The organism is Streptosporangiales bacterium (genome assembly GCA_009379955.1).
Taxonomy (GTDB): Bacteria; Actinomycetota; Actinomycetes; order Streptosporangiales; family WHST01; genus WHST01.
On record WHST01000160.1, the window covers coordinates 1 to 13032 of the forward strand.

Consider the following 13032-nt stretch of genomic DNA (forward strand, 5'->3'; position numbering starts at 1 on the left):
CGAGCGGCGGCGGGTGCAACTCCCGCCGCCGACTCACCACCGGCTCAAAGACGAGAACACCGGCTGGACACTCCACGCCCACCCCGACGGCACCGTCACCTGGACCACACCCACCCGACGCACCTACACCCAACGACCCCACGACTATGGCGACACCTGATCGACACCCTGGTCATGTGCGGACAGTGCGTGGTCAGGCCCGTGGGATGTCTTTTCCGGTTGGTCGGTATTCCATGAGGAGCAACCGGCCGTCGAGTGCTCGGTGATCGACCAGGTCAAGGTCGGCGGAGGCCATGTTCGCGAAGAATGCGTCGTCCCCTGCGTCCCCGGCGATCAGGGGAAAGGTCATCAGCCGCAGCCGGTCCACCAGGCCGGCGTTCGTGAGCTGCCTTGCCAGGGAGAGGCTTCCCATGGTGCGCAGTGGAACGTCGCTGTCGGCCTTCATCCTCGGGATCTCTTCGACGAGTTCCTGGTCGCAGATCCTTGTGTTGGGCCAGGCTGCGTGCCGCAGAGTCCTGGAGAACACGACCTTGTCCAGCTTGGCCATCTGGTGCCAGGACTCGTCACGGGCCTCGTCCGGGAGCCCTGCCAGCGCTTCGTAGGTTCGCCGCCCCATGACCACGAGCTGTGGTGCGGCCACCTCGGTCGTGATCCATTCCTCGAGCTCTGGGCCCAGGTAGCCGAAGTATCCAGGTAGTCCTTTCGAGCCGGCCCACCCGTCGACCGAGACGAAGATGTCGACCGTCAATGTGCTTCCCATGCTCGCTCCTTCTCTCGCGCGCGGGCTGCCAGGTAGCCCTTTCACGTCAAGACCAGGCGTGACCCCGAAACTCATCGGCTCACAGCTACGTCCGTTCGCCGAGACGTACGTCTCATCCGATTGGACGGCCGGGCCGCGTCTGGCTAGCGTCGGGTGGCGACCGACCGCAGTGAACGTGAGGAGCGAGCCGTGACCGAGCCGTTGCTCGACCACCTCGTGTACGCCGCACCGGACGTCGACGTGCTCGTCGACTCCTTTCGCGAGCGGACGGGCGTCGACCCACCGCTGGGTGGCAGGCATGTCGGGCGCAACACCCGCAACTATCTGGTGGGTCTGGGTGGCTCGGCCTACCTGGAGCTGATCGGGCCCGACGACCCCGCCGAGAAGGACGGCACGACGGTGTTCGGCATCAGTACGTTGACGGCGCCGCGGATCGTCGGCTGGGTCGTGGCTCCCGAGGACATCGAGGCGCGGGCGGCGAGCGCGCGTGCGCGTGGGTACGACCCGGGCGAGATCGGGCCGCTGTCGCGTCGCACGCCCGACGGCGTGTTGCTGGAGTGGCGGCTCACGAAGGACGCGCCGGACGACAGGCAGGGCCTCGTCCCGCGGCTCATCGACTGGCAGCAGGCGGCGCACCCCACCACCAGCGGACTCCCCGAGCTGGCGCTGGTGTCGCTGGCCGGCTTTCATCCGGAGCCCGACGTCGTCCGCCGCGACCTCGACGCGCTGGGCGTCGAGCTCGACGTACGTCCAGGCGATCCCGGCTTCGCGGCCGTGGTGGAGACACCGAACGGACAGGTGACACTGACATGACGGTGTGTCCCGCCGTCCTCCGCCGCTCCGCTCCTCGCTACGTGGCTGCGTGGTTGTGGTGTGCGCTTCGGACCGCTGCGATGCTCACTTTGGAGGAAGGCTCATGACGGCGAACCGCAGGCTCGGACTCACGCTTCCGCAGCGCGGGGTGTTCTTCGACGCGATCACCATCACCGAGCTCGTGGAGACCGGGCACTTCGCGGACGAGTCGGGTGCGTACGACTCGGTGTGGATCGGCGACAGCCTGCTCGCCAAGCCGCGGCCCGAGGCGGTCGCGCTGTTCGGTGCGCTCGCCTCGGTCACCGAACGGGTGACGCTGGCGGTGGGCTGCCTCGCGACGTTCCCCGTTCGCGATCCCGTCCTGCTCGCCGACCAGTGGGCGACGCTCGACCAGCTCACCGGCGGGCGCATGCTGCTCGCGGTGTGCACGGGCATCGTCAAGGCGCGTGACGCGTCCGAGCGTGAGGGTGCGCTGTACGGCGTCACCGACAAGTCGCGCACCGGGCGGCTGGAGGAGAACATCGAGATCCTCCGCCGGCTCTGGGCCGAGGACAACGTCACGTTCGAGGGCCGCTACCGGAGCTTCGAGGATGTGACGGTGCTGCCCAAGCCGGTGCAGAGTCCGCCGCCGATCCAGATCGCGTCGAACCCGAACCCGGCGCTGCGTGCGGAGCGCGCGCTGCGCAGGGTCGCGCGGCTGGCGGACGGCTGGATGACGACGCGGAAGGCGCCGGAGTACCTCACCGTCAACTGGCCGATCATCCGGGGGTTCCTGGAGGAGGAGGGTCGCGACCCGTCGGCGTTCCCCGTGGTGGCGTACCACAACGCGAACCTCAACCCCGACCGCGAGGCGGCGTACGACGAGAGCTTCCGGTTCCTGCGTGAGTACTACGGCCCGGTCTACAGCGAGGAGGACACCCGGCACTGGACCGCGGCGGGTTCGGTCGACCAGGTGATCGACGATCTCAACGGACTGTTCGCCGACGGTGCGACCGAGGTGACGCTGCGCATCACGTCCTGGGACTGGCGCAAGCAGTTGAAGGTGCTCACCGAGGAGGTCATCCCCGCCGTCAAGGCTGCGGGGTGACCATGACGGACAACGGAGTGCCGCGCGTGATCGCGGTGCAGAGCGGTGAGAACGGCGGGCCGCGCCGCTACGGCGAGTGGTTCGCCGCGGACGGTCTGCACGTCGACGTCGTGCACGCGTACGACGGCGAGCCGATCCCGGTGATCCTCGAGCACGACGCCGTGCTGGTGCTGGGTGGCGGCTACCTGCCCGACGCCGACGACCGCGCCCCGTGGCTCGCGCCGACCAGGGCGCTCGTCCGGCAGGCGCTCGCGGAGGACGTGCCGGTGCTGGGCATCTGCCTCGGCGGGCAGCTGCTCGCGGCCGTCGGGGGCGGCGAGGTCAAGGGCGATGTCGGTGCGCCCGAGGCCGGCAGCACGCCGATCACGTTGCGTCCCGAGGCCGCCGACGACCCGCTGTTCCGCGACCTGCCGAGCGTCGTCCCCGCGCTGGAGCACCACGTCGACGCCATCACCGTGCTCCCGCCGGACGCGGTGTGGCTGGCGCAGAGCGAGCGCTGCCCGTACCAGGCGTTCCGGCTCGGCGAGAATGCGTGGGGCGTGCAGTTCCACCCCGAGGCGAGTGCCGACCGCATCCCGCAGTGGAACGCCGACAAGCTGACAGCGCAGGGCTTCGACCCCGACGAGGTGCACCGCCAGGCGGTCGCCGACGACCCGATCTCGACCCCGATCTGGCGCGAGGTCGCCGGACGCTTCGCGACCATCGTCCGCGCCAACGCCCGCTGAGTGCGGGGTGCCGGTCAGTCGAACATGGCCATGATGCGGGTCGTGGCGTGGGCGAGGTGCTCGCCCATGCAGGCCGCGGCGGTGTCGGCGTCGTGGGCGCGCAGCGCGGCCAGGATGGCCAGGTGCTCGTTGTGCGCCTCACCGACGCGGTCGGACGAGGCGCCGGAGCGGAACCGGGCGAGCCGCAGCTGGGTGTGCACGCTGCGGCCGTGCTCGCGGAGCTTCCCGTTGCGCGCGGCGCCGTAGATCATCAGGTGGAAGTCCGGCGCCGGCGGTTTGCCGTCGGTCCCCTGATGCTCCGACGTCATGTCGTCGGCGGCGACCTGGAGTCGGTCGTGGTCCTCAGGCGTGCCGCGCTCGGCGGCGAGGCGGACGGCGAGCACGTCGAGCGCCTGGCGCAGCTCGAGCAGCTCGCTCACCTCCTGGCGTGCGAAGCTCGCGACGAACGCGCCGCGTCCGCTGACGAGGTTGACCAGGCCCTCCTCGGCGAGCTTGCGCAGCGCCTCCCTGATCGGGCTCCTGCTGATGCCGAGCGACGTCGAGAGCTCGACCTCGTTCAGCCGTTGCCCGAGCTCGTACCGGCCCTGCAGGACGGCGCTCCTGATGATGTCGGCCGCCTGCGCCGAGTACGGCAAGGGATGCTGGACGGACTCCGCCACTAGTGCTCACTCGCATATCGTTGTTCCAGCTCGAAGAACTGGGGGAGGCCGAGCACGTCACTTCGTTCTTCGAGGCTCACCATCCGCGACGGATAGTACTCGGCGACGTCACCCGTCTCGCGCAGCGAGCCGAGCAGGCCCTGCATCGACTTGATCGCCGTCTTCTGCATCGACCCGGAGTACGTGACGAGGCTGAAGCCCAGCTCGCCGAGCCGCGCGGCCGGCAGCAGGGGAGTGCGGCCGCCCTCGACCAGGTTGGTCATCAGCGGGACCCCGAGAGACGCGAGCTCCTTGCCGACGTAGCCGAGCTCCTCCTCGGTCTCCGGTGCCTCGACGAACAGCATCTCCGCGCCGGCGTCGACGTAGGCGCGCGACCGCTTCACCGCGCCCTCGATGCCCTCGACGGCGCGGGCGTCGGTGCGCGCGATGAGGAGCAGCTCGGGGTCGCGGCGCACGTCGACCGCCGCGCGGAGCTTCTGCACCATCGCGTCGGTCGAGATGATCTGCTTGCCCGAGAAGTGGCCGCAGCGCTTCGGGCTCACCTGGTCCTCGATGAACAGCGCGGCGACGTCGACGCTCTCGAACTCGCGTACGGTGCGCTGCACGTTGACCGGGTTGCCATAACCGGTGTCGCAGTCCGCGATGACCGGGATCGAGACGCTGCGCGTGATGTTGCGGGTCTGGTCGAGCGACTCGGTCATGCTGACCAGGCCGACGTCGGGCGCGCCGAGGATGCTCGCCGCCATGCCGGCACCGGTGATGATCGTGACGTCGAAGCCCGCCTGCTCGACGAGTCGCGCCGTGAGGCAGTCGTAGATGCCCGGTGCGGTGACGGGCGCGTCGGCCGCGAGCAGCTCGCGCAGTCGGCGTCGCTGGTTCATCTGGTGGGTTCCCCTGTCCGTGGTGGTGGCGGCGGTGAAGCTGTCAGTCGGTGCGGTCGGGCAGCACGAGGTCCCCGTGCTCGCGCAGGTACGCGGCCATGCCGCCGCTCGCGAGCACGGCGTTCATGACGGGCGGCAGCGGCGTCACCGGCCGGCGTTCCCCGGCGACCTCGAGGTAGCCCTCGTCGAGGTCGAGGACGAGCTCGTCGTCCTGCCCGATGCCCGTGGTGTCGCACTCCGCGACCGCGAGCCCGCTGTTGATGGCGTTGCGGAAGAAGATGCGGGCGAACGACTGCGCGATGACCGCCGAGACGCCGCAGGCGGAGATGACGCGGGGCGCCGTCTCCCGCGACGAGCCGCAGCCGAAGTTCCTGCCGGCGACCACGAAGTCGCCCGGACGCACCCGTTCGACGAACGTCGGGTCGATGTCCTCGAACGTGTGCTTCGCCATCTCGCCGACGTCGAGCGACGACGCCTTGTGCTGCGCGGCGATGATGACGTCGGTGTTGACGTCGTCGCCGAAGCGCTGGACTCGACCGTGTGCCCTCATGCCGTCGCTCCCGCCGGCTCGCCGGTGCTCGCGCCGTCGCGGACGTACGGCCGGGGGTCGGCGATCGCGCCCTCGATCGCCGACGCCATCACCGTCGCGGGCGACGCCAGGTAGATGTGGGCGTTGCGGTTGCCGGTCCGTCCGACGAAGTTGCGCGGCGCGCTCGTGATCATGTTCTCGCCGTCGCCCGGCACGCCGAACGCCGACGCCCCGGTGCAACCGCTGCACCCCGGCGTGCCCCACACGGCGCCCGCCTCGACGAACTCGGTGACCAGCCCCTCCGCCAGCGCCGCGAAGTAGGCGTGCCGCGACGACGGCGCGACGAACACGCGGACGCCGGGTGCGATCCGCCGGCCGCGCAGGACGTAGGCGGCCGCGCGCAGGTCCTCGAGTTGCCCGTTGGCGCTGGTGCCGATCGTCGCCTGGCTGATCGGCGTGCCCGCGACCTCGGACACCGGGCGCACGTCGTCGGGATGCGGCGGCAGCGCGACCTGCGGCTCGAGCGCGGCCACGTCGATCTCGTGTACGCCCACGAACTCCGCGTCGTCGTCGGACGCGTAGGTGCGGTCGACGGAGACGCCGTGGTCGTCGAGGAACGCGCGCGTCGTCGCGTCGGCCTCCATCACGCCGAACTTCGCGCCCATCTCGACGGCCATGTTGGTCATCGTCATCCGCGCCTGCATCGACAGCGCGGCGAGCGCGTCGCCCACGTACTCGACCGCCTGGTACGTCGCACCGTCGGCGGTGAGCTCGCCGAGGACCGCGAGCACGAGATCCTTGGAGTATACGCCGGCCGCCGGGCGTCCGGTGAGGACGACGCGGCGCGTCGCCGGCACCTTGAACCACAGCTTGCCGAGCATCATCGCGACGGCGAGGTCGGTGGAGCCGACGCCCGTCGCCAGCAGGTTGAACGCGCCCGCGGTGCAGGTGTGGGAGTCGGAGCCGACGATCACCCGGCCGGGCACCGCGTGGCCCTCCTCGGGCAGCACCTGGTGGGAGATGCCGCGCCCGATCTCGTACAGCCGCACGCCCTGGTCGGCGGCGAACCCGCGCATCTCGTTGTGCAGTTCGGACACCGCGGTGGTGTGGACGTTCGGCGCGTGGTCGAGGAAGAGCGCGACCTTGTCGGCGTCGAAGACGCGGTCGCCGCCGAGCTCGCGGAACGTCTGCGTCGGCTGGGGCCGGTTGCCGTCGTGGGAGAAGACGAAGTCGACGGGGGAGACCACGACGTCCCCGGTACGGACGTCGTGCCCGACGTGGTCGGCGAAGACCTTCTCGACGAGGGTCCGACCCATGCGATCACCGCTACCCGGCTATTGTGTGCTGTCGACAGCCGACTGTACCCTGTCGAGGATCTCAAAGGGGAGTGGGCGATGGCAGCAGAACGGGACGCCGCGACCGTCACCGCGGTGACCGAGCCGCTCGCGGCGTGGTGCGCGAAGGTGACCGCCGCCGACGCCCCCGAGGCGGTGCGCGCCAAGGTCGCGCTGCTCGTGCTCGACGGGCTCGGCTGCGGGCTGTTCGGGTCCACGCTGCCGTGGGGTCGCATCGCCGCGGACTTCGCCGCGTCGACGGGCACCGGCGCCGAGGCCACCGTCTGGGGCACCGACCGCACCGTGCCCGTGACCGCCGCCCCGCTGGCCAACGGCACGTTCGTGCACAGCTTCGAGTTCGACGACCTGCATCCCAAGGGCGTGCTGCACGGCGCCGGACAAGTGGTCCCCGCCGCGCTCGCCGTCGCGGAACTGCGTGCCCGCGGACCGGCCGACGGCGTCCGCCCCGACTGGCTTCCCGCCGGCGCGGTGACGTCGGAGGAGCTGCTCGCGGCGATCACCGTGGGGTTCGAGGTCGGCGCGCGGATCGGCGTCGTCACCGGAGCTACGCAGCTCTCCCGCGGGTTCCACCCCAGCCCCAACACCGGCACGATGAGCGCCGCCGCGGCGGCCGGGCGACTGCTGGGGCTCGACGCCGACCGGATGCGCGACGCGATCGGCATCGCGGGATCGTTCGGCGGCTCGCTGATGGCGGCCCAGTACGGCGCGATGGTCAAGCGGGTGCACGCCGGCCGCGCGAGCCAGGCCGGCGTGACCGGCGCCCTGCTCGCCGCGCGGGGGCTCACCGGCATCCCCGACGTGGTCGAGTCGCCGTACGGCGGCTTCGTGCACGCGTACACCGGCCTGCCGCCCGGCTCGGCGGACTCCGTCGCCGCCGATCTCGGCGAGCACTGGGAGACCCTCGGCTTCACCTTCAAGGCGTACCCGTGCTGCGGGTCCAACCACACGTCGATCGACGCGTACCTGTCCGTGCTCGACGAGGAGCCCACCCTCACCCCCGACCGGGTCGAGGCGATCGACGTCGCCTGCTCGACCCTCACGTACGACCACGTGGGCTGGCCGTACGAACCGACGAGCGTCACCGCCGCGCAGATGAACCTGCAGTACACGGTCGCGGCACTCGCGACCGACAAGGTGATGACCGTCGACCAGTTCGCCGCGGGCAGGATCGCCGATCCTGACCTGCTGCGGCTCGCCTCCCGCGTCCACGTGACACCCGACCCCGCGATCGACGCGCTCGGCAGGGAGCACCGGCACCTCGTGCGCGTCGAGGTGCGCACGACGGACGGTCGGCGCTTCCGGCGCGAGGTGGCGGAGGCGAAGGGCAGGGGCGACCGTCCGCTGAGTCCTGACGACGTCAGGGTGAAGTACCGCGACCTCGCCGGACGCGTCCTCGCGCCCGACACGGTCACCGCGCTCGAGGACGACGTCTCGGCGCTCGGAACAGAGAAGTCAGACGTCGCGGCCATCACGGCCGCGCTGTCGGTGCCCCACGGCGCGTGACCCACGTCGCGCGCCGACGAACCGGCCATCGCAAGGAGCAGTGCTCATGAGAATCAGGAAGCGTGTGCTATCCGCGATCGCGGCGGGAGCGGCCCTGGCCGTCCTGGCGTCGTGCGGGGGTCAGGGCGGCGGGGGCGGCGACGCGAAGCTCAGGAACTACCCGAGCCGGAACATCGAGGTGATCGCGGCCGGCGAGCCCGGCGGCGGCATCGACATCTTCTCCCGGGCGATCCAGCAGTCGCTGAAGGAGGACGGCCTGTTCACTAGGTCGATGACGATCACCAACCGCGGCGGCGGCGGTGGCAACACCGCGATGGCCGCGGCCCAGAAGAAGAAGGGCGACGCGTACACCCTCGTCACCAACTCCAACCGCGTGTACCTCAACCCGCTCGTCGGCACCACCGAGCTGACGATGGGCAAGGACTTCGTGCCCATCGCGCAGCTGATGACCGAGTACCTCGCGATCGCGGTGCCGAAGGCGTCGAAGTACAAGACGGCCACCGATGTCATCGACGCGCTGAAGCGCGACCCGAAGTCGGTCACCTTCGGCGTCGGCACGGTCCCGAGCGACGACCAGCTCAACATCCTCCGTGCGGCCGAGGCCGCGGGCGTCGACCCCGGCGAGCTCAAGGTGGTCGCGTTCCGGTCCGGCGGCGACCTGATGACCCAGTTGCTCGGCGGGCGCGTCGACGTGATCTCGACGGGCCTCTCCGAGACGCTCGAGCAGTACAAGGCCGGCAAGGTCCGGCTGCTCGCGATGTCCTCGCCGGAGCGCCTCCCCGGCGACGTCTCGGACGTGCCGACCTGGAAGGAACAGGGACAGGACATCGTCATCGAGCACTGGCGCGGCGTCTTCGGCCCGCCGGGAATGCCGAAGCAGGCGGTCGACCACTGGTCCGACACGTTCAAGAAGATGAGCGAAGGCGCGGCGTGGAAGAAGCAGCTCGAACGCAACAAGTGGGAGCCGCTCTACCGGTCGACCGCCGACTTCGAGAAGGTGCTGCGCGAGGAGGAGAAGACCAATGGCCGGCTCCTCGAAAAGGTGGGGCTCGCCAAGAAATGAGTGATCCGAACGGTGGGCAGGCGACGAGTTCGGTGCTGCGGTCGGGAACGCTGTGGGCCGGCGTGCTCGTCGCGGTGGCCGGCGGCGTCGGCATCGCCGGGGGGCTCCAGGTCCCCGACTCCGGTGCGCTCTCCGACCCGCTCGGGCCGCGGGCGTTCCCGATCGGGCTCGGGGCCGCCGCACTCGTCCTCGGCGCCCTGCTCGCGATCAGCGCGCGCACGGAGGGTGTGGCGGGAGCCGCCGACACCGGACGGCGACGTACCGTCGCGGTGCTCGCGGGCGCGATCGTCCTGTACGTCGCGCTGCTGATCCCCCTCGGCTACCCGCTCACCACCGTGGTCTTCCTCGGCCTGCTCTTCCGCTACCTGGGGGAGCGTCGCTGGTGGGCGTGCGCCGCCATCGCGGTACCCGTGACCGCCGCGCTGTACCTCGGGTTCGCGTACGGGCTCGGCGTCGCGCTGCCGACTGGTCCCCTCGGGTTCTAGGAGCGTAACCAGATGCCCGACATAGTCGGCTCGTTCGGCGACCTGCTCGGCGGCTTCGGCTCGGCGCTGACCTGGCAGAACCTTCTCTTCGCCCTGCTCGGCTGCATCCTCGGCACGATGGTCGGGGTGCTGCCCGGCATCGGGCCGTCGACGACGGTCGCGTTGCTGATCCCCGTCGCGTTCACCATGGCGCCGGACTCCACGCTCATCATGATGGCCGGCGTCTACCTGGGCGCGATGTACGGCGGGTCGCTGACGTCGGTGCTGCTCAAGGTGCCGGGCGAGGCGGCGTCGGCGATGACCGCGATCGACGGGTTCGAGATGGCGAAGCAGGGCCGCGCCGGGCCCGCCCTCGCCATCGCCGCGATCGGGTCGTTCGTCGGCGGCACGCTGTCGGTCGTCGCGCTCACCCTCTTCGCGCCGGTCATCGCGCATTACGCCCTGGCGTTCGGCCCTGTCGAGTACTTCTCGCTGATGGCCGCGGCGCTGCTGTTCAGCTCCGTGCTCCTCGGCGGCAACCTCCTCAAGGGCCTCTCCAGCATCGTGCTCGGCCTCCTCGTCGCGGTCATCGGCACCGACCTGCAGACGGGCGTCCCCCGGCTCACCTTCGGGTCGAACGCGATGCTCGACGGCGTCGACATCGTCGTCCTGCTGATGGGGTTGTTCGGCGTCGGCGAGGTGCTCTGGTTCCTCGCGCACAAGGAGCCCGACTCGGAACGGCTCGCGCTGCGCGGGCGGCTCTGGCCGAGCCGGTCCGACTGGCGGCGCTCGTGGCCGGCCATCGGGCGGTCGTCGGTCATCGGGTTCCTCGTCGGGGTCCTGCCCGGGTCGGGGAGCACGCTCGGTGCCGCGCTCGGCTACTCGATCGAGAAGCGCGTGTCGAAGCGGTCGGACGAGTTCGGCAAGGGCGCGGTCGAGGGCGTCGCGGCGCCGGAGACCGCCAACAACGCCGCGACCGGGGGCGCGCTCGTCCCGATGCTGACGCTCGGCGTACCCGGGAGCGGCACCACCGCCGTCCTGCTCGCGGTGTTCACCATCTACGGCATCCAGCCGGGTCCGCGGCTGATGGAGCAGCACGGCGACGTCGTGTGGGTCATCATCGCGAGCCTCTACATCAGCAACGTGATCCTGCTGCTGCTCAACCTCCCGCTGATCCGCGTGTTCGTGCGCATCCTCGACATCCCCGTACGCTTCCTGATGCCGCTCGTGCTCGCGGTCGCGGCCATCGGCGCGTACTCGGTCAACAACAACATCGCGGATGTCATCCTGTTGTTCGTGTTCGGACTGGTGGGCTACGTGCTGCGTGTCGTCGGCATCCCCATCGTCCCCTTCGTGCTCGCCGCGGTCCTCGCGCCGATGATGGAGCAGTCACTGCGTCAGGCGATGCTGATCTCCAACGGGAGCTGGACCCCGTTCGTGACGCACCCGATCAGCGCGGTCTTCCTCGCCGCCGGCCTGTTCGCGGTCGGCTGGGACATCGTCAGGTCGCGTACCAAGGGGCGGCGGACCAAGCCCATCGCCGAGGACGAGTGAAGGAGGCCGATGTGAGACATTGCTCTGCTACGCGACGCCCAGGACGGCCACTGGCGGCGTTGTCGGAGCTCGCAAGTATGCCCAATACGAGCTCGTCCTCCGCCGCCGCCATTGACCGCCCCGGACGCCGCTCGCGACGAGCATGCCTCACACCGGCCTCCTGAGTTGACCGACGGGGCCGGCGGGGCCGGCGGGGGTGGCTGGCGCCGCAGATGGGCAGGCTCGGCCTGGCTGGTACGGGCGTTGCTCGTCTCGCTGTTCCTGCAGACGGCCGTGCACTCCGTCCGCCCGATGGTGTCGTACGAGGCGCTCGACCTCGGTGCGACGCCCGGCCAGCTCGGTGCCATCGCCGCGTGCTTCGGCGTGCTCTCGCTCGCGGGGGCGATCCCCGTCGGTCGATGCGTCGACCGTTGGGGACCCGGCCCGTTCCTGGTGCTCGGCGCCGTCACGGTGACGCTCGTCGCCGTGCTGCTCGTGACCGCCAGGTCGCTCGTCCTGCTCGGCGTCGCCACGATGTTGCTCGGGCTCGGCCACATCCTCGCCACGGTGGCGCTGCAGACGCTGCTCGCCAATCGTGGCGGGTCGGAACGCAGGGACGAGCGGTTCGCCGCGCTGACCGTCGCCGTGTCGCTCGGCCAGCTCGCCGGCCCCGCGCTCGGCGGCCTCCTTGCCGGCGCGGGCGGCGGCGACGCGGCCGGGTCGTCGGTGGGCACGATGGCCGTGTTCGGGGTCGGTGCCGTGATGGCGCTGGTCTCCGGCGCGTTCGCCACCACGCTGCTGCGGTCGAGCCGGCCGGGCGCGCGCACCGGTACCGCGGGGGACGACGGAGCCGGCGAGCGGCCGCGGTTCTCGCTGTGGCACATCATGCGCCTGCCGCACATGCCGCAGGCAATGCTGGCCAGCGTCGCCGTGCTGACGAGCATCGACGTGCTCGTCGCCTACCTGCCCCTCTACGGACAGAGTCACGGCCTGTCGGTCCGCACCGTCGGCTTCCTGCTCGCCGCGCTGGCCGCGGGCTCGCTGACGTCGCGGTTCTGCATGCGCCTGCTGATCCGCGGTGTCGGCCGCGGCCGGCTGCTCGCGCTGAGCGCCGCGGTACCCGCGGTCGTGCTGGCGGTGTTCCCGCTGCTCGACCACGTGCCGGTGCTGTTCGCCGCGATGGTCATCGCCGGGCTCGGCCTGGGACTCGGCCAGCCACTGAGCCTCGCCTGGGTCGCGTCGAGCGCCCCGCGAGAGCTGCGCGGCACGGCGCTCGGCGTGCGGCTCAGCGGCAACCGGCTCGGCCAGATCGTGGTGCCGGCCGTGGTCGGCGCGTTCGCCGGCGTCACCGGCATCGCCGCGGTCTTCTGGTGCCTGGCGGCGATGCTCGCGTCCAGCGCGGCCCTCAACGCCCGCGCGTCCTTCGAGGACAAGGAGCCCACAGCCTGATCGCCGCGGCGCCGCGTCCTTCACCTCGTGAACGTGGACTTCACCTCGTCCCGGCACGAGGTGAAGTCCTCGTTGATCACGTTAACCTCGATTGTTCACGTGGGGTGGTGGTGTGGCCGTGGTGGGGTGTTGTGGGGTGTGGTTGAGGTGTTTGCGGGGTGGGGGGTAGGGCGGTGGCCCGGTTGTCGCCTGGGGTGGGCGCCGGTTCCAC

Annotated in this window: 13 protein-coding genes; 8 read left to right on the plus strand and 5 right to left on the minus strand. The window is 70.9% G+C overall.

Going from position 1 to position 13032, the window contains the following annotated elements:
* Window positions 1-193: 193 nt before the first annotated feature.
* Window positions 194-1060, minus strand: coding sequence for a hypothetical protein (locus tag GEV10_29575; GenBank protein ID MQA82562.1), 867 nt, complete (start codon window positions 1058-1060; stop codon window positions 194-196).
* Between GEV10_29575 and GEV10_29580 the strand changes: the two genes are divergently transcribed.
* The 3 genes from GEV10_29580 to GEV10_29590 all read left to right on the plus strand — a co-directional run bounded on the left by GEV10_29580 (window position 950) and on the right by GEV10_29590 (window position 3385).
* The gene (locus tag GEV10_29580) at window positions 950-1573 is read left to right on the plus strand and encodes a VOC family protein (GenBank protein ID MQA82563.1); all 624 of its coding nucleotides are present in this window, start codon (window positions 950-952) and stop codon (window positions 1571-1573) included. The genes GEV10_29575 and GEV10_29580 overlap by 111 nt on opposite strands.
* A gap of 103 nt (window positions 1574-1676) precedes the next feature.
* Window positions 1677-2660: an LLM class flavin-dependent oxidoreductase gene (locus GEV10_29585; protein MQA82564.1), complete on the plus strand. Its 984-nt coding sequence runs from the start codon at window positions 1677-1679 to the stop codon at window positions 2658-2660.
* A 17-nt stretch (window positions 2661-2677) separates the two neighbouring features.
* Window positions 2678-3385: a type 1 glutamine amidotransferase gene (locus tag GEV10_29590; GenBank protein MQA82565.1), complete on the plus strand. Its 708-nt coding sequence runs from the start codon at window positions 2678-2680 to the stop codon at window positions 3383-3385.
* 14 nt (window positions 3386-3399) lie between these two features.
* Here the strand turns inward: GEV10_29590 and GEV10_29595 are convergent, their stop codons facing one another.
* From GEV10_29595 to GEV10_29610, 4 genes are read right to left on the minus strand one after another with little or no spacing between them, the layout of a single operon-like run.
* Window positions 3400-4044, minus strand: a complete 645-nt coding sequence (locus tag GEV10_29595; GenBank protein MQA82566.1) for an FCD domain-containing protein — start codon at window positions 4042-4044, stop codon at window positions 3400-3402.
* Window positions 4044-4925 carry a carboxyvinyl-carboxyphosphonate phosphorylmutase gene (locus GEV10_29600; protein MQA82567.1) on the minus strand — a complete coding sequence of 294 codons (882 nt, stop codon included), beginning with the start codon at window positions 4923-4925 and terminating at the stop codon, window positions 4044-4046. The genes GEV10_29595 and GEV10_29600 overlap by 1 nt, the downstream gene beginning before the upstream one ends.
* Window positions 4926-4968: 43 nt before the next feature.
* Window positions 4969-5475, minus strand: coding sequence for a 3-isopropylmalate dehydratase (locus tag GEV10_29605; GenBank protein ID MQA82568.1), 507 nt, complete (start codon window positions 5473-5475; stop codon window positions 4969-4971).
* Complete coding sequence (locus GEV10_29610) at window positions 5472-6770, minus strand: homoaconitate hydratase family protein (GenBank protein MQA82569.1); 1299 nt, start codon at window positions 6768-6770, stop codon at window positions 5472-5474. Before GEV10_29610 ends, GEV10_29605 begins: the two co-directional genes overlap by 4 nt.
* 78 nt (window positions 6771-6848) lie before the next feature.
* On the opposite strand from GEV10_29610, the gene GEV10_29615 reads away from it, so the two are divergent.
* The 5 genes from GEV10_29615 to GEV10_29635 all read left to right on the plus strand — a co-directional run bounded on the left by GEV10_29615 (window position 6849) and on the right by GEV10_29635 (window position 12821).
* On the plus strand, window positions 6849-8312 hold the full coding sequence (locus tag GEV10_29615; protein MQA82570.1) for an MmgE/PrpD family protein: 1464 nt from the start codon (window positions 6849-6851) through the stop codon (window positions 8310-8312).
* Window positions 8313-8358: 46 nt separating this feature from the next.
* On the plus strand, window positions 8359-9375 hold the full coding sequence (locus GEV10_29620) for a tripartite tricarboxylate transporter substrate binding protein (GenBank protein MQA82571.1): 1017 nt from the start codon (window positions 8359-8361) through the stop codon (window positions 9373-9375).
* The gene (locus GEV10_29625; protein ID MQA82572.1) at window positions 9372-9860 is read left to right on the plus strand and encodes a tripartite tricarboxylate transporter TctB family protein; all 489 of its coding nucleotides are present in this window, start codon (window positions 9372-9374) and stop codon (window positions 9858-9860) included. The genes GEV10_29620 and GEV10_29625 overlap by 4 nt, the downstream gene beginning before the upstream one ends.
* A 12-nt stretch (window positions 9861-9872) precedes the next feature.
* Window positions 9873-11393, plus strand: a complete 1521-nt coding sequence (locus tag GEV10_29630) for a tripartite tricarboxylate transporter permease (protein ID MQA82573.1) — start codon at window positions 9873-9875, stop codon at window positions 11391-11393.
* Window positions 11394-11558: 165 nt separating this feature from the next.
* A complete protein-coding gene (locus GEV10_29635) occupies window positions 11559-12821 on the plus strand; it encodes an MFS transporter (GenBank protein MQA82574.1) in 1263 nt (420 codons plus the stop codon).
* Window positions 12822-13032: the final 211 nt, after the last annotated feature.